This window comes from Streptomyces wuyuanensis (assembly GCF_900103455.1).
Classification (GTDB): domain Bacteria; phylum Actinomycetota; class Actinomycetes; order Streptomycetales; family Streptomycetaceae; genus Streptomyces; species Streptomyces wuyuanensis.
This window is the reverse complement of the sequence record NZ_FNHI01000013.1, coordinates 22,935-41,360: the sequence shown is the minus strand read 5'-3', so window position 1 is coordinate 41,360 and position 18,426 is coordinate 22,935. Positions and strand designations below refer to the sequence as shown.

The window sequence follows — 18,426 nt, the reverse complement described above, 5'->3', positions numbered from 1 at the left end:
TCCGCATGCCGGCACGGCGGAAATAGTGCTCGCCCTCCACATCGACCGCCGTGGCCGGCGTCAGCACGACCGCGCAGTGGACGCAGTCCATGCCGCGCTGCTGCCTCGCGCTGAGTGTGCCGATAGGGGGGAGCGCCAGTCTGGTTGGCGCGTGGGGTTCGCTCGTCACGTGTGCCTCCGACCCGAACTCGGTGGACGAGTCCTCATCGTCGGAGTGATGTGCAGTCGATCTCATACAACCTTTGCGCGGGTGGACGTATATTTCGCGCATGGGTGGTCGGGCACCGTGGACGGACGTCAGGCTGCGTGCCGCATGGGCGCGCGGTGACTGGGCTGCTGTCCTCCGCGAATACCGTCGCGCCACTGGTCTCACTCAGCAGGCGCTCGAACCGCTCGTAGGCATGGCACAGCCCTACATTTCGGCTATCGAGTCCGGCCGCCGCAAGGTGAAGACCGCAGCGGTACGGGCCCGGATCACTGAAGGGCTGAACGTGCCGCAAGAACTCATCGACGCCGGGCAGAGCGACAGCTACGGGCGGTGGGAACCGTCGCCAGAGCTGCGCGAGCGGATCGCCCACGGGCACCGCACAGGGCGCACCGACCTCCGCACAGCCGACTGGATCGGGGAGGTCCTCGCGACGCAGCGGCGTGCCGAAGACGAGGTAGGCGGGGCGGACCTGTGGCCCGTCGTCCGCTCCCAGCTGGACGCCGTAACCCGACTCATCCCCGGAACGTCCGGCGAGGCCGCCGACCGGCTCATGCTCCTCGCAGCGGAGCACGCGCACTGGCTGTCGTGGGTCGCATGGCAAAACCAGCACCGCGGAGCTGCCCTCGGCTGGCTCGACGTCGCCCACGGGTGGGCAGTCGACGGCAATCACACCGACATGGCGTCATGGGTGCAGCGCGTGCGCGCGTTCTACTCCCGGCAAAGCGGGGACCCGGTGCGGGCGCTCCGCACGGCCGAGGCCGCCCGGCACGTAACCGGGGCGTCCCCGGCAGCCGTGGCGGTGGCCGCGCATGAGGCCGCCATCGCGGCCGCCGCCGTGGGCGAACGGGACCGGGCGCGGCGCCTGTCCGATGTGGCGTTCATCGACGCGTCGCGGGTGCCGGATGAGGCCGACCGGCCGGGCTGGCTGTACTGGCTTACCCCGACGCGTGCGCAGCTCCAGGCCGCGAGTGTGGCGTACGCGTGCCGGGACTGGCGAGCAGCTGCTGAGGGGATCCGCGCCGCCCTCCCCGAGCTGGAGGGGTACCCGCGGGACCGGGCCCATTTTCAGCAGCGGTTGGACGACGCGGAGCGGCGGATCTAGACCAGCCGCACGGCGCCGACGACCGGTTCGGCACCTTCAGGGAGCTCCGCCTGCCTGATGATCGCGGCCTCCATCTCCGGGTGCGACGGCCCGTACCCCTCCTCGCCCGGGACGGCGTCGGGGAACTCGAACCGGCCGGTGCGCTGCTCCAGGTCCGCGGGCTCGTAGTCGTCGGGCCCGACCCCGGCGGGCAGGATCCGGTACGTGATCTCAAAGGTCCGCATGGGCGGATCGTAGACCTCGCCTCGGACATGTGGATGCCCCGGGGTTCGGGCCCGGGGCATGCCCGCAGAGTACCGGGCGTCCGGGCATGACGAAAGCGCCCCCTGCCCGGCCCGAAGGCCGAACAGGGGGCAGTGTTCACAGGTACTGGCGTCGGGACGGGTCCAGACCGAGGGAGAGTAGCCCGCGCCGCTCGGAAGGCTCGGGCTGCGGGGCGCCGTCACGGCGGCACACCAGTGCGTCAGGGTCGTACGCGGGCGCCTGCCACGAGTAGCCAGCCGGACAGTCCGCCCCGTCGGCTCCGTCCTCGCCGGGCTCACCCGGAGGGCCCTGCGGCCCGGGCGGGCCCTGCTCGCCCTGCGGCCCTACGGGGCCCGCCGGTCCGTCGGCCCCGTCCGTTCCGTTCTCGCCCGCCGGGCCCGTCTGCCCGACGCCCACAGGGCCCGTAGCGCCGATCGGACCGGACGGGCCGGTCTTCCCCACGGCGCCGGGAGAGCCAGGTGGGCCGGTGGGCCCCGGGTCGCCCTGCGGGCCCTCTGGACCGGGCGGGCCCTCGATGCTGCGGCCGGGCTCACCTCGGCTCCCAGGCGGCCCGGCGACGGGCTTCGCCCCGAGCTGCTCCACTTGAGCGGCGAGGAGATCCCGCGCGGTGTTCGCTTCGCGAAGGTCGTGCGACAGACCTTGCATGGTGATGACCACCCATGCGAAGGCAGCCAGCGCCAGCGCAGCAGCGACGGCGAATGCCAGATCCGTACGGCGGTGCGATGGTGCGGTGCTCTTGTGCCTCACGATCCCGCCCCCCGGGCGTTCATATAGACGGTGAGGAGCAGCAGCAGCACGGGCGCGACGAGGGCGGTGAACAGGAGACGACGGTCAGAGGCGCGACGATCGGCGAGCTTCTGCTCCTCCTCCCGCTTCTGTCGTTCCTCCGACTCTCGGGCGTCCTCGATCGCCTTGATGCGATCGTCTCGATGAGCGGCGGCCGCGTCGCGGGCCTGCTGCTCCAGCTGGTAGCGCTCCATCGAGACCTTGCTGTCGAGCCGAACCCCCAGCTCCCGGAAGTCCTCCTTCAGGTCCTGGTGTACGTGCTCCAGGCGGCGGACCACCTCACCGAGGGTCGGCTCGTCTCCCATGCTGCGCGGCTCCGTTCAGATCAGACGCGCGTCAGCGGCGACCCGTTGGCGGTCTCCGTGATGCCCGGGCCGGGGGTACCGGCGCCGGACGTGGCCACGGCGGTCAGCAGGGCGAGGGCGGCGGCGAGCCCGCCGACCGAGGTTGCCTGGCCCCAGTCGACGTCCACGATGCCGAGCCCGTCGGCGCTGACGACACCGAGGGTGCCCTGAGCGAAGGTGCGGATCATCCGCTCCCCGGTGGCCTTCCAGAATGCGCGCGTGAACATGTGATCTCCGATCAGGCGGTGACGGTGAAGCCGCGGCGACTGCCCAGCTTCTTCAGGGATGTGGCTCCGGGGACGCCGTCGGCGTCCTTGCCGGAGTAGCCGCACCGGCGCTGCCACGAGGCGTACGCGGTGCGGGTGGCGGTGCCGAAGTGGCCGTCGGCGAGCGACGGTGCGAGGAGCCCCTCACGCACGAGGGCCTGCTCTACGGTCTTCGTGCCGTAGTAGCTGATCGGCGTGCCGCGCCGCGGCGGGTCGGCCTTCGCCGCGGCGACCAGCTTGGACAGGTCCACCACCGGCTTCGCCGGAGGCTTCGGTGCGGCGGGCTTCGTCGGCGTCTTCGGCGGCTCGGGCTCCGGGTCGTCCGCGAGCCGGTCCGCGATCCGGTCCCGCATCGAATCCATCGTGAAGCCGCGCGGGTCCACCTTGCCCGGCTGCCACTCCAGGTGCCCGATCACGCTCCGGGGGCCCCACCGGTGCCACCGGCAGATCGCGGCGGCCGCGCGCTCGATGGCCTCCATCTGCACCGCCGGCCACGGGTCCTTGCCGTCGCCGAGGTTCTCGCACTCGAAGCCGTAGAAGTGCGGGTTGCCGTCGGTGTTCGCCTCGTCGTCGCGGGGCCGGGCCGGGGTCTCTTCCTGCACGGCGCGCAGGACGTCGTCATCACCCGACCCGGCATGGTTCGCGCGGCCGTAGCCCACGAGGTAGACCGTGCCGTCCTTCGCGATGACGCCGTGACACAGCGGCCCGGGCAGACCGCTGTAGCCGGTACGGCAGATGTCCACGGTCCGTTGCGTGCCGGACGTCACGGTGTGGTGGATCATCACCCCGTGCACCGGCCCCCACGGACCCTTCGAGTTGCGGTTGTGGGTGCGCCAGTTGCCGACCTCCACCACGGTCAGGCCCTCGTCGCGCAGGATCTGTGCCAGCGTCACCGCCGGCATCGGGTTGGCCATCACACACGCTCCGGCCAAGCCCAGGTGCCAGCCTCGGTGCCCTCGGCTCGCGAGGTGGCCCAGAAGGCGTCGTTGCCGTCGAGGAACACCTGAAGGTTCACGGTGATGGTGGACTCTTCCCAGACTCGGACGACCACGGCGGGGTAGATGTCCCCCTCCTCGGCGTGGTTGCCCACGTGGCCGATGAAGCCGCGTTGTTCGGAAGCGCCGCCACCCTCGTGGAAGTCGCGGCGTCGGCGGTTGATGGCCTCGGCGTCCTGCTGGCTCAGGGAGTAGTGGACGATGCGGCCGATGGATGGCTTCACAGTGCCTCCAGACATGAGAAAGGCCCCGGCCGGGTCGGCACGGGGCGAGTAGTGGATACGGTCAGACGATTTCCATGACCGTGACGATGATCTTCGTGTCGGACTGAAGGAACGAGCCCGCCCCCGAACCGGACGCCGTGCACCCGCCTTGCAACTTCAGCGTGTGGGTGCCCGCCGCGGGCAGGGTGCCGGTCCAGTGCTGCGCGATCGTGTCCCGGTCCTGCGTGTCCATGGCGTGCACCGCCAGACCACCGGAGTCCGGGGTGCCGTCCACGACCAGCCGGCCCACCATGAGGTTCGTGCCGGACACCGTCGTCACGCTCGCGTCGAAGATCGCCTCCGCCTTGAAGCGCGCGCCTGCGGTGGTCGTCTCGAACGTGACGGTGGCACCGACGATGTCCGCGTAGACGGCCGTCGACACGGCCAGCGGCGACGTCGCCGCCCCCTCGTAAAGACGGGGTTGGATGCGGTCCACCATGCCCGCGGTAAGGGTCTGCCCGGCGAGCGCCATACGGCCCTCCTCTCATAGCGCCATGCGCATCGGGGTGGCGAGGGACAAGTCCGTCCCCGCCGCGTGGGCCTTCGTGATGCCGTTGACGGCCCGGGCCACGGTGAACAGCTGCGGCGTGACGATCTCGAACTGATCGAACCTGAGCTCCATGTTCACGGTCGTCAGCCCCGCGAACGCGGACCCCATGAGGCCGACGCCGCCCGCCTCAATGGGGCTCGACACCACCGTTTCCGTGTGGTGCCAGACCGCGGGCTCCGCCTGCCCCACCGGCCACACCCGGATACGGATGGTGTGCCCGGTCAGCCGGACACGGACCTCGTACTCCTGCCCGGCCGTGTACGTGTACGGCAGGGACTGGCTGACGCCGATCTGTGTGGAGCCGCGGGTAACCGAGCAGAACATCGTCCCGGACACGCCGAAATGGACCCTCGCGCGGTAAAAGTTGCTGCTGTCGACGTAGCGGAGCAGGACCGCGGGGAGCGCCGACTCGCCGGTGGCAACCGCAGACGTGGACACCCGGACGCGGATCTCGGCGTCCCCGACCGGCGTGGTGATGATGCGCTGAAAGCGGAAGTTGCTGACGTTCGCGGCGAGGGTGATGACGCCCCGGGATCCGTTCACGGACCGGTCGGAGGCGACTGTGCCCGTCTCCGTCCACGCGTGCCCGGAGGACGACGTGCCCCAGCTGTTTGCCACCGTCCGGCCGAAGCTGTCGGCGCGGTTGGCGATGGCCGTTACGGTGGCCCGCTCGCCGCCGAACGTCACGTCAAACGGGAACTCGCCCGGATAGCCCACCGAATCGACCCACCGCGGCCCGAGGAACGGATCCGCATACACCTCCAGCGCCGTACCGGACTCCGACACCGACGCCGCGAGGACCGACCCGTCCGTGTCCAGCCGGCCCAACACCGGGTCCTCGAGGACGCCGACGGTCCACGGGCCGGCCGGGGTGCACAGGAACGTGATGGTCCACGTCCTGAGCCCGAGCGTCTCCGTGGTGCCCTGGACGATCAACTCGATAGGCCCGGGCGGCAGCCACGGCGGCGGGTTGGTGATCACGAGTTTGTCGCCGATGTCGAGCGCCAGCACCGCCGGGATCAGGTGCGGGGCCTTGTGCAGGAACACCGTGACGGCCCGATAGCGGGCCTCGTCCCACGTGCCCAGATGGAGGTCCCACCCGGCGATCTGGAGCGCTTGTGCGTCCAGCGCCAGCGAACGGGTCTGCGCGTCGTCGTAGACGCCGACACCGGCCGGCGGCGGCTGCACGGACAGCGGCCCGTCCGCGAGGACCACGCGCGCCGAGCTCCCTCCTTCGCGGGTGCGGGTGATGTCGTTGCGGAGGTCCTGGTCGTCCTCTACCGGCTCCAGCGGCGGCGCGACCTCCCCCGCCGCATAGTCCAGGGTGAGCGCCGGATCCTGGTTGTAGAGACTGGTGCGGTCCCGGTAGGCCATGCCGATCCGGTCCCGCGTCTCGTACAGGATCCCGCCGTCGGTCTCCGCGGCCTGGTACAGCAGATCCAGCAACTCCAGTGGCCGTTGTGGGCCCATGGCCTCACTCGGGCGTGACGGGTCGCCGTCGACCCACGTCAGGTCGATCGTGCCCGACTCCTCATCGGACAGCCGATAAAGCCGGTCGAGGGCGGTCTCCCCGCTGAACCCGTCGTCTGCGTGCTGGTAGATCCCGCTGCCTGGCGTGGTGCCGCTGCCGGCCAGGGCGATAGCGGCAAGGTGCCCGATCGCCATGTCCGTCGTGGCCGCGCCCCAGTCCCCGGCCACGCCGACCGCCGCGCCCTGCGCGCCGGTGATGAGCGTTGCCGCGGTCCACGTGCCGCCGCCGGTGGTGACGTCCCGCCACGTTGCACACACGTTGGTCTGCCCGCCGCCGGCATCGCTGGTGAAGATCTGGAGCCGGTTCCACACCCCGGCGAAATCAGCGATCGCGACAGGGTTCGTGTGCGTGAAAAAGGCGATCACGTCGCCAGTGGAGTCGAGTGTCTCAATGCGGACACCGGCGGTTGAGGCGTAGACGACGGCCGTGCGCATCGTGGATCCGGCGACGGTGACGCGCAGGATCTCGGTCTGTGCTGCGGGCATCGTCGGCAGGCGGTAGACGAGCTCCACCTGCCACCCGGCCGCCGTGGAGCGGGGGATGGTGCCGCGGAGCTTGGCCGAGTTCTTCAGCTTCGGCAGCGCCGAGGACCCGGTGAGGGAGTCGTCCGCGGCGAAGTCGAACCCGGACACGGAGAGCGGCTGAACGCCCGCCACGGCGCTGTACGCCTGCGTGGCGTCGCGACCCTCCTCCATCGGCCAGTACGCGAGTAGGCCCGTCGCGGTGGGGATCCGACGCCGCAGCGTGGACGCCAACGGTTTCTGTCCCTGCCCGAGTCGGCGCTGAATCCCGGACGCCTCCACCGGCGTCCACACGTCCTTACCGCCCACGGACCACTTCGGCTCCCACGTGGGGACCTCGCCCACCATGCGGTACTCGCGGTCGGACACCTGAGCGGCGCCGGCCACGGTCCACGTGCGGCCCGCGGAGTCCGCGAACGCGGTCGCGCCCTCCGCGAGGGCCCGAAAATCGGGGCTCGCGACGACGGTGCCGCCGATCCCGGAACGCACCTCCGCGCGGTGCACACGCCCGCGCACCGGCAGGCGGGGCGGGACGTTCGCGGGCTGGCTGGGGCCGATCTCCAGCGCCGTCGTGGACGCGAAAATCGGGGTGGTGCCCGCGGCAGTTCCCTGCGAGATCTGCGTCCACGGGCCGGCCATCGTCGGCGCCCAATACAGCGTCGCCGTCTTCCCCCCGGCTCCGTTGTCGATGTCCAGGGTGGCCCGGAACGCGGCACGGCGCAGTCCCCCGGGGATGGCGCCTTGGATGAACACGGCGCTCGCGTCCGTGCCGGCCGTGGTCCAGTTGAAGACGAGCGAGCTGTTGAAGAACCGCAGGATCCACGACCGCTGCCCGTCCGTGCTGGACCATTTCCCGATGAGGGTCTGGGAGCTGTTCGGGGCGTACCAATCCGCCGTGGCCTCGATCCGGACGTCCAGGTCCCCGGCCACGTCCAGAGACGCATGGTCCGGGGTCGTGGCGATGTCCGCGGCCTCGCCGGTGAGTTGGAGGTACGCCTCCGGGCCCTGCACCGAGACGCGCATCTCGGTGTTGCGGCCGAACTGCCCGAACCACGGCCCGCGCGGGTTCCGGGGCGAGTATTTCCCGTCGGTGTTCTTGAACGACGCCGACGCCTGCGACACGTCGCACCGGCTGTTGCCGTCGCGGCGTCCGCGGGTGATGGTGATTGGGTCGCGGGTGAGAGCGTCCGCGGTCACGTTCTCCAACGTGCCGCCGATCTGGAGCTCCACCCGCGTCCCGAGCGGGCTGTCAGGGATCGCCACGCGCCTACCCCCTTCGGCCGGTCACGGCCAGCTGTACGTTCCCGCCACGCTTGCCGACCGCGTGCGCGAGCTCACCGAGGATGAAATCCGCCCGCGCGCTGCCGTCGCCGCGGATGACGATGACCTGATGACCTCCGGCCCGCCCGCCGCCGCCTGCCATGCCGGCACCGACGGCGGCCCCGCCCGCCATTGCCCCGAGGTGGGGCGGGGTGACGAGGTTGGCCATCGTCCGGTCCAGGACGCCCGCGTTCTTCTCGGCGCCCATGGCGATGCCCGCGGGGATCCAGCGGCCCACTTCCTTCGCCATGAGCTTCGACGGTGACGCGATGCCGAGCGCGGACGCGATCGGTCCCGGGATCATCGACTTGGCGAACCCGATCAGACTGTCTTTCAGCCAACGGCCCATGGACTTGATGCCGTTCCACAGGCCGCGGATGACATCTTTCCCCTTGTCGACCAGCAGGCTGCCGAGGTTCCCGAGCCCGGACACGATCTTCCCGGGCAGGCTGCGGATGTAGGCGAGCAGGCCCATGGTGCGGCTGATGACGCCCGCCTTGATGCGGTCCCAGTGCTGAATGAAGAACCGCACCAGGGGGATGTTCGCGATGAAGTTCACGATCATCTGCCCGACGCCCTTGATCTTCGACCAGACCCAGTCCCACGCCTGCCCGGTCCACTGCTTGATCCGGTCCCAGTTGGCGACGATCAGGGCCGTGAGGCCGACCACCGCAGCGATGATCCAGCCGATAGGGCCCATCGCGATCAGCCACTGAGCGGCCATCGTCGCGGCCCACACGACCGCCCGGGCGGCCATCAGCGCGAACTGCGCCACCGCCGTCACGCTGGCACGGAGGACTGCCGCAATCCATGTGCCGATCGACACCAGAGCCGACCCGACCCACGCCGCCGCCGTCGTCGCGGCCGACGCGACCGCAGCCGCCCCGATCCGGATGTAGGCCATGAGGCCCACGGCCATCATGCGCATCCACCCGGCCACCGCCGTCCACGCCGACGACGCCATGACCCGGTTGGCCACCGAGACCACCGCGGCGCCCGCGGCGTACAACTTCATGCCGATAGCGACGCTCGCAATCACCGTCGCCAGCACGGTCAGCACCGGAGTCGGGGTGTTGTTGATGACCTGAGCGAGCGCCTTCGCGATCATCGCGGTGGTGCCGATCAGCGGCGCCAGCGCCACGAGGAGATCCACCGCGGCGGAGCCGAGCAGCCCGAGGGTGGCCCCGCCCTCCTTCGCGAGCGCCACGAACTGAGCGAAACCCTCGCTGCCCTTCAGCGAGCCGGCCCAGTCCGCGAACGCCGCCGACATGGACACGAGCCCGCCGGTGACGGCCGCCGACTGCGGCAGGAAGGCTTGCATCAGGGAGCCGAAGCCCTTGCCGAAGTTGCCGATCGCGGTCAGGAAGTTGCGCAGCGCCGGGCCGGCCGCCGCCGCCATGTCCGCGGCCCACTCCCGGAATCCGGCGCTCTTCACCCCTACGGCGATCTTGTCGAGCATGTCGGAGAACGCGCTGGCTGCGGCCTTCACGAACGGGGTGAGCTGCGGCAGCAGATCCCGCAGGATCCCGATGCCCTTGGTGAGGACCGGCATCGTCGTGGACGACAGCGAGTCAGACCACGCCTTGTAATCGCCCTTCAGCCCGGCGAACGCCTTCGCCGTCTGCTGCGTCGCGGGCGGCAACCCTTCCATGGCGACCTTCGCCGCCGCGTCGGCCTCCGTCGCGGCCCGCTGCGCCGACTCCACGTCCTTCAGCGCACGCTCGTACTCCTCGCCGCCCTTCGCCGCGAGCTTCGCCGCCAACTGCTTCTTGAGCAGCACTTTCTCGTGCGCCTCGTCCGCTTTCTCCGCGGCCTGCGACGCCTCCGTGACGCTCTCCAACTGCGGCTGCACGGCGGCCTTGAACGCACCGAACGCGATCCCCGCGGAGACCGCCCCCGCAGCGAGGCCCCCGAGCGCCGTGAGCATCGCCGCCGCGGCCGGGACACCCGCCCCGAGCGCGGCGCCGAACTGGCCCGCGGCCTTCCCCGCGGTGAGGAGCGCACTTCCCGCCGTCCGGGCGGCCGCGGCGAACCGCGCGCCGATCGTGCGGGCCATGGCGTCCGACCTGGACACCACGTTGCCGTGCATGTCGCGGAGGGTGCCGTCAGCCATGCGCGTGAACCCAGCGAGGCGCAACTGCGCGTTCTGGAGCCCGGAGCGGAACCCGGAGTCGTCCGCGCGGATCGTGGCGAACAGGTCACCGATGTTGAGCGCCATCTACCGTCGACCCCCCTTCCGTGGTTGCTTCGGTTCAGGGGGAGCGAAGTGCCGGGAGATCCGGCACTCCGTGGAGAGGAGTCCGAGGATGCGGATACGCAGCCACCGCCACGACCGCTCACGGAGCAGGCCCGGCGTGGATAGGTCGATGCCGTACACCTCGTGGAGGTCCGCCTCGATGAGCGCCCACTCATCGAGGAGCAGCCCCCATGTCAGGTCTGTGCGGCCGTTCGGGCGCGGCTTGTAGCCGGCTGGGTACTCGTACCACTCTGCGAGCCCCGTGACCGGGTCGATTTCGCCGCACGGGATGAGGCGCGGCGCTCCTCCCGGTTCGGGGCCGCCTGAGAAGGGACGCCGTCCGAGTTCCAGAACGCCTCGGCGGTGTCCATGCCCTGTGTGATCCACAGGACGGCGGTCATCGCCATGTGCCGGAAGCGGGGCCACTCCAGGTGCGTCATGGCGTCGTCGTAGGCGGTGCCCAGAGCGGTCCGGTACAGGTCCAGCTCCCGGGCGTCGTCCAGGACCTCGGTGTCCGGGGTGGCGCCCTCCGCGGCCATGCGGATCCCGGCCTCCATGACGGACTGCACGAGGAGCCCGTCCTCGGCGGAGGGGGCCGGAATGTGGAAGGTGCGAACCTCGCCGTCCGTGCACCGGACGGGCAGATCGAGGGAGTCTCCGAGGAACTCGTCCAGGACCTTGAAACCGCCGGCCATCAGGGCGTCACCGGGTTCGTGATCGGGGTGAGCGGGCCCGTGCCGGTGAGCGTCACCTGTACCTGGTCCAGGTCGGTGTACTCCCCGCCCTGCGGCTCCCACGCCACGAGGACCTCACCGGTGTACGCCTCCGGCAGTCCGTTGCGGTCGTAGAAGCGGATCCCGACACGGGAGTCCTCCCCGTAGGCGAGGAACGCGGTGCGCAACTTCTCGTGCACCGGGCTGTACGTGGTCGAGTCCGGCGACGCCTTGCGGTTGAACGTCGCTTCGACCTCCCACTCCTGCGCGGTCTTGACGTTCGTCTTCCACCCGTCGGTGTCGTACGTGGTGTCGTCCTCGTGGTTCGGGTCGGCGGTCCACTGGAACTCGGTGATCGCCGGGCACAGTTGCCAGTCCGGGGAGCCGGACGTGCCCATGTTGACGTCCATCCGCCAGCGGCGGGCCAGAGCGGTCTCGGTCGGCGTCGACATGACGCGGTCCTCCTAGTCGTTCAGGTACGGCGCCGGCCTGACGGTCCGGGCGTAGTAGTTGGCGGTCAGTTCCTCGCGGCCGGTCGCGTCCTGCCCGAGTAGGGCCTGTGACTGCCGCCAGAGCAGCGCCACGCGGACCGCGCCGAAGGTGAGGGCCTGCCGGTTGTGGAGCTCGGCGAACACGGCGTCGGCGAGGTCGAGCAGGGCCATCGGGTCGGCGGCCCGCATGCGGAACTGGACGCCCGTCACGGCGTCGGTCAGGTCGGTGTCGGTCACCGGGTACGGGTTGAGCCAGATCACCCGGTCCGGGGTGTCCGGCATGGCGCCGAACCCGAGCGCGGTCTCGTCGGCCGCGTACACGCCGCCGGGCCGGTACGCCCCGAGTCCCGCGTCCGCGAGGAGCCCGGCGAGCCCTTCCAGGAGGGCGCGCGTGTGAGCCACGGTCACCCCCTCCGGGTCAGCCGCGGAGCCAGTCCCGCAGCGATACGTGCATGAGGCGGAGCATCACGGCCCGCTCGCTGTTGACGGCGCTCTCCAGGTACTTCGCCTGACGGCCCGGGAGGTGCTTCCACGTCAGCTCTTCGTGCTGACGGACCGCATACGGGGTGTCGTAGGAGATCGACCCGTTGAGGCCGTCCACGTCGACACGGCCCGAGCGTTCGAGGGTGCCCTCATCGAGCGGCACCCGCTGATTCGACACCGTCAGGCAGTGCTCCAACGCCCGCTGGAGCCCGCGCGACGCCATGCGCCGGCCCCGGTCGGTCCACAGCCGCTGCCCCGTCCACGACATGCGCGTGTAGAGGGTCACTGGAGCTGCACCTCCAGGTGCGACGGGACGGGGAGGCCCCCGCCGTCCTGCGGCACCGACGCAATCACCGTGGTTGTCCGGCCGCCGGGCAGGGTCACCCGGGACCGGGGCGGCGCCACCGTGTCCAGCGGCGCATACAGCGTGCTGGACGATGTGACCTCCTCGCCGGCCGGGTTCCGCACCAGCCGCGTCGACTGCCGCAGCAGCCCCCGCACCACCACCGGGGGCCCGTACACGGTGCCCGTCGGGCCGGTGCCGAGGAGCGGCTCCATGGTGACCGTGTGCTGCCACAGGAACCCCAGCCTCACGACCACACCACCTCGTCCAGGGCGAGAGCGTCGAGAATCTCGACAGCCTCCGTGGTCAGTTCGGTGTCGTCGGCCGTGGCCACCGGCGCCGACTGCCGCGAGAGGGAGATCCCGCCCGCGCTGATGGACGTCCACGGGCCGGCCGCCGGGTCCTCTCCGTCCTCGGCAGCCGCGTCCCGTCTCGCCCAGACCTCCACCTGTGCCGACACGGCGTCCCGGAACGCGTCCCGGACGTCCGTGTCGGACGGGAACCCGGCCGGGTCGGTGTCGTAGATCGCCGCCGCCATTCGGCGGTCCACGAGCCGCGAGGCTCGGGCGAGGAGCCGGCCGGCGTTCGCCGGGGCGAGCTGCCCGGTGAACGTCTCGTACTCCGCTGCTGTGGCGTAGACCCTGGGCACCGGGCCACCCCCTTACGCGCTCGCGCCGATGATGACGATGTCGTACGTCACCGACGATCCGGCGCCGGAGTTGGCCACGCGCAGCACGTCGCCGGAGCCCGCCGTGACGGCGTACCCGACGTCAGCAGCACCGGCCCCGACGCACACGAACCCGCCCGGCCGGACGATGAGTGTGCCCGTCGCGCCGAGGAGCGCCGTCCACGGGTTCGCCGCGGCCGCGCCGATGACGACGTTGTTGACGTTCCCCGCGGCGGCCGTGACGACCAGGCCCTTCACGCGGGCGAAGGTGATCGCAGCCCCGAAGCTGTCCAGCAGGACACCTGCAAGGTCGAGATCCTCCGTTGCCGACGCCGCGAGCGTGCGCCGGTCATGGAACACCTTGTCGGCCTTCCCGACGCCCGTACCGGACGCCAGGCTCACCGCGTGCCGGACCGTGAGCGGTACCGCGCCCGTCGCCAGGTCCGCGGCGCTGGTGAGCTCCGCGGACGCGGCGACGGACAGCGAACTGGTCAGGGCCATCAGCCCTCACCGCCCCCGCTGTACCGGTCGGCGAGCTGGTCGCGGGTGGCCTTCTCCGCGTCCTCGCGGAGCAGGCCCTGCGCGACCGCGTACTCCACCCACGTCGCCTTCGACGCGGACCGTGCGGGCGGCTCCTGGTTGACCTCGGTCGCCGGTACGACGCCGTCCCCGTCGGGGGCCTCCACGACCGGCGGGGCGCCGATCCCGGGGGCGACGACGAGCGGCCCGTGGGGGTTCGCGATACCCGCGTTCGACGGCGGGACGTCACCCGGCCGCGGATCGACCGCGGCGTCCCGGAGGGGAGCGGTGTCGCCGACGTCCTGCACGAACCGCGGATCGGGCACCGCGGTCACGCGGGCCGCGGGCGGGTTGTCGGTCAGGGCCTCGCCGTTGACCTTGTACCCGGCTCCCTGGCAATAGCCGATGATCGCCGGGTTGTCGGTCTCCGCGACGCCGTCCTGAAAGTGGATGCCGCCCGGGCCGGTGCCGGTGAACTGCGGGTCGGGGCTTTCGATGCGTGCCATGGTCAGTGCCCCTCTCAGGCGCTCTTGACGTTACGGAAGACGCCCGCGGCCTTGGTGGCCTTGAGCACGACGGCCAGGGGCCCCATTTCGACCTCGCCGGTCTTCACTGCACCCGCGCGGGCGAAGTCGGGAAGCCACGTCTGCACGAGGTCACCGACGATGGAGGCGCCGTGGAAGCCGTCCATGCCGAAGCGGACCGCGTACAGGTCACCGAGGTTGGTGATGTTGCCGCCCGCGCCGCCACCGTCGGCGTCCCGGGTAACGAGACCGATGACGTCCGTGTTGGAGCCGGCCTTCGTCTTCAGGTCCACGAGGTCGATCCCGTTGTAACGGGTGATCGGCCGTCCGAACGCGTCCTCGCTCTTCTCGTACTGCTCGGTCCACATCGCGAGCCGCTTGAACAGCGCGAGGGTCTTCCGGTTGCCGTAGATGACATCCGGAGTCTCGTCCAGGGACGCGAGCCACGAGTCAATGTGCGTCATGGCGGCCATGGCGGTCGCCTTGTCGTTGACGGTGGTCCAGTCGACGTAACCCGCGCTGACACCGTTGGCCAGCGGGAGGTACTCCGTGGAGGTGCCGGTGAGGATCTTCGACAGGCCGTCGAAGCCGTTGGCGTCGACCGCCGTGTCTCCATTGATCACGGCGTCGGCGAACTTGGCGCGCGCGGCCTTGATCTTCTGGGACATGTTCAGCGCGACCACACCGGACGCGGCCGGGCCGAGCTTGGCCACGACACGGTCCACCTGGAAGCTTCCACCGAGCGGCTTGAGGTCCACGGTGTAGCGCTGCGTGGTGACCTCGGTCGGGGTGTACTCGGAGTTGATCGCACGGAAGTCGGCGGACACCTGCGTGATGAGGCGCCGGTATCCGTACGTCAGGGTGTCGCCGCCGGTCGGCGAGACGACGTCATCGAACGTCATCCGGTTGAGGATGTCGGAGCTCTTCTGGAACTCATCGATCACGTTCACATCGACGTCGTCCGTCGCGTTGAGCTTCGCCTCCGCGAGAGTGACGGGCATGTGTTGCTCCTAGGGTCAGCCGCCCAGACGGGCGGCAATGGCGTCGTTCAGAGAGGTGGGGCGGCGTTCGGTGCCGGGCCCGCCGGCAAAGTCGCCCCCGCCCCGCCGCGGCGCCCGGCCGGCACGGAGCTGTGGGTTTCCGTCGAGGGCGGCCCTGATGGCCTGCTCCACGGCGGCATTGAACTCCTCGGGGGTCTTCCCCGCGGGGTCGATGTTGTCGATCTGGTCGCAGAAACTGCGGGAGTCGAGGAGTGCGTCCGCGTCGGCACCGAGCCGGTTCGCGGTCTTGTAGACGTGCAGTTCGAGGGTCGCGGACGCGGCCCGCTCCTCCGCGGCGGTCAGCTTCCCGTGCGACTCGGTGAGCTGCTGCGTCAGCTGCTCCGCGGTCGGGGGCTTGTCGCCCTCCAGGCCGAGGGCCTTGCTGATGGTGCCGAGGAGCTCGTTGCGTGCCTCGGTGGCGGCGTTGGCCTTCGCGACGGTGCGGGCCTTGCCTGCATCCTCGCGGGCCTCCCGGATCACCTTGGCGACCGGCTCGGGCAGGGAGTCGACCTTGCCGTCCCACTGGTACCCGGCCCACGGGTCCGTCCCGGATCCGCCCTGTCCGGACTGCGATCCGGACGGTCCGGACCCCTGTCCGCCCTGCCCGGAGCCCGTACCGCCGGTACCGTCACCGGCGCCTCCGCTGCCGGATCCGGAGCCGCCTCCGTCCCCGCCGTCGGCGTAGCAGACGAAAGGGTCGGTGTACGGGTGCGCCCAGCCGGCGCCGTCCAGGCGCGCGCGGGCGAGGGTGTTTCGGTGCATGGTCGCCCTCCAGGGGCATGAGAAAGGCCCGCTCCAGGCGGGCCGTGGTGGGCATGCAAAAGGGCCCGCACAAGGCGGGCCCGGGGTGGCGAGGTGGTTACTCGCCCGGTAGCGGCCTGTTCTTCGCGTAGCCGCGCAGCCACGCGGACCGGCGGAGATCACCGGACGGGTACGGGCAGGCGTTCGGCCGGTCGCCGCGGCGTCCAGCCTCGGCTCCCTCGTTGAGCGCCTTCACGACCTGCTCGCGCGGTCCCATAGCGGCCCCCTGGTCAGAGTCGGTTCTGCTGGTGATTGCGGCTCTGGCGGGCCGTCTCTCCGGCCGCAGTGCGCTGCCCGGTCACCTGCTCCTGATACTCGGCGAGCGTAGTGCGCGGGTTGTCCTGCCACCACCGCTTGAGCTCTTCCGATGCGCGGGCGTAGGCGACGTGTGACGGGCCCGTGAAGAGTGACATGGGGTCGATGCCCTCGCGGTCCGCGTCACGGGACAGGAGCACGCCGCGGAGCTCGTCCTCGGCGGCCATGAACTGCACGTAGACGTGTTCCCGGTACATCTCCTGCACCTGCGCGCGTGAGTACGCGCCCCGGGCCGACTCCTGCTCCTGTTCCCGGTCGGCGATCCATCGTTCCGTTGACGACATGCCCTCGCGCGGGTCCGGCGCGTCGTCGGCGAGGTGCGCCCACCCGTCCGGGTCGGATCCCAACAGGCGGTCGATCGCGGCCCGGTCGGCGAGCTGCCCGTCCACGGTGCCCGCGCCCGCGGCGGCCGGTACGGGTGCGGGCGGGTGCCGGCGGTCCATCTCCGCGGCGATCCGCTCCGCCTCGTCCGGGCGGGCGTAGGCCAGGGACCATCCGAGGGTGTTCTCGTCCATCCCCGTCAGGTCCTCGGCGAGGTCCCCGCCGGGGAAGACCTCCCCGACCTTCTGCCGCCGGTCTGCCTCCTCGGCGATCGCGGCGAGCTCCGGCCCTGTGGCCGTGCCGGCTCGCTGGCCCAGCTCGGCGTCGGACAGGCCGATCAGGTCGGGTCGGGCCCCGGGCAGGCGGGCGGCGGTGTCGCGGCGGTCCATCTCGCCCGCGACGCGTTGCGCCTCTCCGGCGCTCAGCTCGGACAGGGCGCGCCCTAGTTCGGTGTCGGAGAACCCGGTCAGGTCCCGGGACAGGCGCCCGCCGGGCCGCACTCGGCCCATAAGTTCCCGCTGCTCCTCGGCGTCGTCCCGGCCCTGCTTAGCGATCCGCTGGAACGCTGCCTTCCCCAGCTTGCGGCGCCCGATCCATGCGGCGAGGGCCTGCGGATCCCGCGCGCCCTGCCGGGCCAGTTTGGCAACGAACGCCCGTCCCATGGCTGTCTCCCCTCAGCGTGCGGCGTCGATTTGCTCCCGTGCGGGCTTGCGGCGCAGGTGTTCGTGCGCGTCGATGTGCCGCCGCATCTCCGCTTGCCAGGCTCGGACCTTCGCGTTCGCCGCCTGCCGGGCCTTGTCGTCCACGGTCGCCGCGGCGCGGCGCTTCCACCGCCTGATATGCCGCTCGATCTCGCGTTGCCGCTGCGTGTCCTCGTAGCTCGTCCCCGGCGTGGGGTGGTGCGGCGGCCTGGTCGTCACCCCGGGCAGGTAGGCGCCCAACGAGTGCCGGCAGTTGGGGTGAAACAGGCCCGCCGCCCTGGCCTCCGTGAGGCTGCCGGCGACGTGCACGGGGATGATCCGTGGTCGGCGCCGTAGCAGTCGGCCGACGTTCTCGGTGGCGTGCTCGGCCTGGATCGTGTGCGGTCCGGACTGTCCGGACAGGGTGAGTGTTTCGCCCTCCCATGGTCGGCACAGGGGGCACTCGAGCGGGGCGTCCGAGACGATGACGAGCCCGACGCCGATCTCTCCGAGGGCGTCGATGTGGCCCTCGATCGCGGCGCGGGCCGTCACGCTGCGCACGGCCATCTCCGCGTACGACGCCATGTCCCACGATCGGCCCGCTTTGTCGACAAACCCGGTAATGCCGCGGGTGGCGAACTGGTCAAGGGCTCGTTGCGCTGCCTGCCGTCGGGTGTTCGCCCCGAGGAGCACCCCGCCAGACGCGTTCGCGACGATGCGCCGGTAAGCGTCCACCACCGCGCGGGTGATGCGCACGAACACGGGCCGGGTGTCCTCCGCCATGGACGCGGCGAGCCGGTCCACGGCGGGCGCGTTCGGCAGGGTGTCGCGGGCGACCAGCTCGCGGCCGATGTCGAGGGCCCCGAGCTCTGCGACGGCTGCTTGCCGACCGCGGTTGTAGGCGGTGATCAGGGCCTCGCGGACCTTGCCGTCCGAGTCCCGCTGGAGCGCTTCCGCGATGGTCTCGATGGCTTCCCGGAGGTTGCCGACCGCGGCGAGCTTGAGCTCCGCCCACCGCGGCGACTCGATATCGGCCTCCAGCGCCGCGGCGAGGCGTTCGAGGAGCGCCCGCTCCGTGTCCTCGTAGAGGCGCCGCACTTCGGTCGCGAGGTCTTCCGCCATCGCGGGGGACACGGGCATCGG

22 protein-coding genes are annotated in these 18,426 nt (G+C 71.1%); 1 reads left to right on the top strand and 21 read right to left on the bottom strand.

Annotation, left to right across the window (positions count from 1 at the left end; all coding sequences use genetic code 11):
- The first annotated feature begins 269 nt into the window (after positions 1-269).
- Positions 270-1,310: a helix-turn-helix domain-containing protein gene (locus tag BLT82_RS19790; RefSeq protein WP_093656645.1), complete on the top strand. Its 1,041-nt coding sequence runs from the start codon at positions 270-272 to the stop codon at positions 1,308-1,310.
- Here BLT82_RS19790 and BLT82_RS19785 read toward each other — a convergent pair.
- From BLT82_RS19785 to BLT82_RS19680, 21 genes are all read right to left on the bottom strand, one after another.
- The gene (locus tag BLT82_RS19785) at positions 1,307-1,534 is read right to left on the bottom strand and encodes a hypothetical protein (protein ID WP_093656643.1); all 228 of its coding nucleotides are present in this window, start codon (positions 1,532-1,534) and stop codon (positions 1,307-1,309) included. The genes BLT82_RS19790 and BLT82_RS19785 overlap by 4 nt on opposite strands.
- A gap of 783 nt (positions 1,535-2,317) precedes the next feature.
- The gene (locus tag BLT82_RS19775; protein ID WP_093656641.1) at positions 2,318-2,665 is read right to left on the bottom strand and encodes a hypothetical protein; all 348 of its coding nucleotides are present in this window, start codon (positions 2,663-2,665) and stop codon (positions 2,318-2,320) included.
- 20 nt (positions 2,666-2,685) lie between these two features.
- Positions 2,686-2,931 (bottom strand): holin, encoded by a 246-nt coding sequence (locus BLT82_RS19770; protein ID WP_093656639.1) that lies wholly within the window; start codon positions 2,929-2,931, stop codon positions 2,686-2,688.
- 11 nt (positions 2,932-2,942) lie between these two features.
- Positions 2,943-3,884 (bottom strand): N-acetylmuramoyl-L-alanine amidase, encoded by a 942-nt coding sequence (locus BLT82_RS19765; protein ID WP_093656637.1) that lies wholly within the window; start codon positions 3,882-3,884, stop codon positions 2,943-2,945.
- Entirely contained in the window at positions 3,884-4,189 is a 306-nt protein-coding gene (locus BLT82_RS19760; protein WP_093656635.1) for a hypothetical protein, read from the bottom strand. The genes BLT82_RS19765 and BLT82_RS19760 overlap by 1 nt, the downstream gene beginning before the upstream one ends.
- Before the next feature lie 61 nt (positions 4,190-4,250).
- Positions 4,251-4,700, bottom strand: a complete 450-nt coding sequence (locus tag BLT82_RS19755) for a hypothetical protein (RefSeq protein WP_093656633.1) — start codon at positions 4,698-4,700, stop codon at positions 4,251-4,253.
- Positions 4,701-4,712: 12 nt separating this feature from the next.
- Entirely contained in the window at positions 4,713-8,093 is a 3,381-nt protein-coding gene (locus tag BLT82_RS19750; RefSeq protein ID WP_143041509.1) for a hypothetical protein, read from the bottom strand.
- 4 nt (positions 8,094-8,097) lie between these two features.
- Positions 8,098-10,368 (bottom strand): phage tail protein, encoded by a 2,271-nt coding sequence (locus BLT82_RS19745; RefSeq protein ID WP_093656629.1) that lies wholly within the window; start codon positions 10,366-10,368, stop codon positions 8,098-8,100.
- Between the two features lie 212 nt (positions 10,369-10,580).
- Entirely contained in the window at positions 10,581-11,081 is a 501-nt protein-coding gene (locus BLT82_RS19735; RefSeq protein WP_093656627.1) for a DUF7426 family protein, read from the bottom strand.
- Positions 11,081-11,551: a phage tail tube protein gene (locus BLT82_RS19730; RefSeq protein ID WP_093656625.1), complete on the bottom strand. Its 471-nt coding sequence runs from the start codon at positions 11,549-11,551 to the stop codon at positions 11,081-11,083. The genes BLT82_RS19735 and BLT82_RS19730 overlap by 1 nt, the downstream gene beginning before the upstream one ends.
- A gap of 12 nt (positions 11,552-11,563) precedes the next feature.
- The gene (locus BLT82_RS19725) at positions 11,564-11,992 is read right to left on the bottom strand and encodes a minor capsid protein (RefSeq protein WP_093656947.1); all 429 of its coding nucleotides are present in this window, start codon (positions 11,990-11,992) and stop codon (positions 11,564-11,566) included.
- A gap of 16 nt (positions 11,993-12,008) precedes the next feature.
- On the bottom strand, positions 12,009-12,359 hold the full coding sequence (locus BLT82_RS19720) for a minor capsid protein (RefSeq protein WP_244292049.1): 351 nt from the start codon (positions 12,357-12,359) through the stop codon (positions 12,009-12,011).
- Complete coding sequence (locus BLT82_RS19715; protein WP_244292048.1) at positions 12,356-12,667, bottom strand: hypothetical protein; 312 nt, start codon at positions 12,665-12,667, stop codon at positions 12,356-12,358. The genes BLT82_RS19720 and BLT82_RS19715 overlap by 4 nt, the downstream gene beginning before the upstream one ends.
- Entirely contained in the window at positions 12,664-13,065 is a 402-nt protein-coding gene (locus BLT82_RS19710; protein WP_093656623.1) for a hypothetical protein, read from the bottom strand. The genes BLT82_RS19715 and BLT82_RS19710 overlap by 4 nt, the downstream gene beginning before the upstream one ends.
- 12 nt (positions 13,066-13,077) lie before the next feature.
- A complete protein-coding gene (locus BLT82_RS19705; RefSeq protein WP_093656621.1) occupies positions 13,078-13,584 on the bottom strand; it encodes a hypothetical protein in 507 nt (168 codons plus the stop codon).
- Positions 13,584-14,108, bottom strand: coding sequence for a hypothetical protein (locus BLT82_RS19700; protein WP_093656619.1), 525 nt, complete (start codon positions 14,106-14,108; stop codon positions 13,584-13,586). Before BLT82_RS19700 ends, BLT82_RS19705 begins: the two co-directional genes overlap by 1 nt.
- A gap of 14 nt (positions 14,109-14,122) precedes the next feature.
- Positions 14,123-15,127 (bottom strand): major capsid protein, encoded by a 1,005-nt coding sequence (locus BLT82_RS19695; RefSeq protein WP_093656617.1) that lies wholly within the window; start codon positions 15,125-15,127, stop codon positions 14,123-14,125.
- Positions 15,128-15,142: 15 nt separating this feature from the next.
- Complete coding sequence (locus BLT82_RS19690; RefSeq protein ID WP_093656615.1) at positions 15,143-15,928, bottom strand: hypothetical protein; 786 nt, start codon at positions 15,926-15,928, stop codon at positions 15,143-15,145.
- 97 nt (positions 15,929-16,025) lie between these two features.
- Positions 16,026-16,184: an Rmf/CrpP fold protein gene (locus BLT82_RS37205; protein ID WP_167746044.1), complete on the bottom strand. Its 159-nt coding sequence runs from the start codon at positions 16,182-16,184 to the stop codon at positions 16,026-16,028.
- 13 nt (positions 16,185-16,197) lie between these two features.
- Positions 16,198-17,265: a hypothetical protein gene (locus BLT82_RS19685; RefSeq protein ID WP_093656613.1), complete on the bottom strand. Its 1,068-nt coding sequence runs from the start codon at positions 17,263-17,265 to the stop codon at positions 16,198-16,200.
- A gap of 12 nt (positions 17,266-17,277) precedes the next feature.
- Entirely contained in the window at positions 17,278-18,423 is a 1,146-nt protein-coding gene (locus tag BLT82_RS19680) for a phage minor capsid protein (RefSeq protein WP_093656611.1), read from the bottom strand.
- Positions 18,424-18,426 lie beyond the last annotated feature (3 nt).

Coding starts and splice junctions, on each gene's coding strand:
- BLT82_RS19790 (WP_093656645.1), top strand. CDS start 270: ATGGGTGGTCGGGCACCGTGGACGGACGTCAGGCTGCGTGCCGCATGG.
- BLT82_RS19785 (WP_093656643.1), bottom strand. CDS start 1,534: ATGCGGACCTTTGAGATCACGTACCGGATCCTGCCCGCCGGGGTCGGG.
- BLT82_RS19775 (WP_093656641.1), bottom strand. CDS start 2,665: ATGGGAGACGAGCCGACCCTCGGTGAGGTGGTCCGCCGCCTGGAGCAC.
- BLT82_RS19770 (WP_093656639.1), bottom strand. CDS start 2,931: ATGTTCACGCGCGCATTCTGGAAGGCCACCGGGGAGCGGATGATCCGC.
- BLT82_RS19765 (WP_093656637.1), bottom strand. CDS start 3,884: ATGGCCAACCCGATGCCGGCGGTGACGCTGGCACAGATCCTGCGCGAC.
- BLT82_RS19755 (WP_093656633.1), bottom strand. CDS start 4,700: ATGGCGCTCGCCGGGCAGACCCTTACCGCGGGCATGGTGGACCGCATC.
- BLT82_RS19745 (WP_093656629.1), bottom strand. CDS start 10,368: ATGGCGCTCAACATCGGTGACCTGTTCGCCACGATCCGCGCGGACGAC.
- BLT82_RS19735 (WP_093656627.1), bottom strand. CDS start 11,081: ATGGCCGGCGGTTTCAAGGTCCTGGACGAGTTCCTCGGAGACTCCCTC.
- BLT82_RS19730 (WP_093656625.1), bottom strand. CDS start 11,551: ATGTCGACGCCGACCGAGACCGCTCTGGCCCGCCGCTGGCGGATGGAC.
- BLT82_RS19705 (WP_093656621.1), bottom strand. CDS start 13,584: ATGGCCCTGACCAGTTCGCTGTCCGTCGCCGCGTCCGCGGAGCTCACC.
- BLT82_RS19700 (WP_093656619.1), bottom strand. CDS start 14,108: ATGGCACGCATCGAAAGCCCCGACCCGCAGTTCACCGGCACCGGCCCG.
- BLT82_RS19695 (WP_093656617.1), bottom strand. CDS start 15,127: ATGCCCGTCACTCTCGCGGAGGCGAAGCTCAACGCGACGGACGACGTC.
- BLT82_RS19690 (WP_093656615.1), bottom strand. CDS start 15,928: ATGCACCGAAACACCCTCGCCCGCGCGCGCCTGGACGGCGCCGGCTGG.
- BLT82_RS37205 (WP_167746044.1), bottom strand. CDS start 16,184: ATGGGACCGCGCGAGCAGGTCGTGAAGGCGCTCAACGAGGGAGCCGAG.
- BLT82_RS19685 (WP_093656613.1), bottom strand. CDS start 17,265: ATGGGACGGGCGTTCGTTGCCAAACTGGCCCGGCAGGGCGCGCGGGAT.
- BLT82_RS19680 (WP_093656611.1), bottom strand. CDS start 18,423: ATGCCCGTGTCCCCCGCGATGGCGGAAGACCTCGCGACCGAAGTGCGG.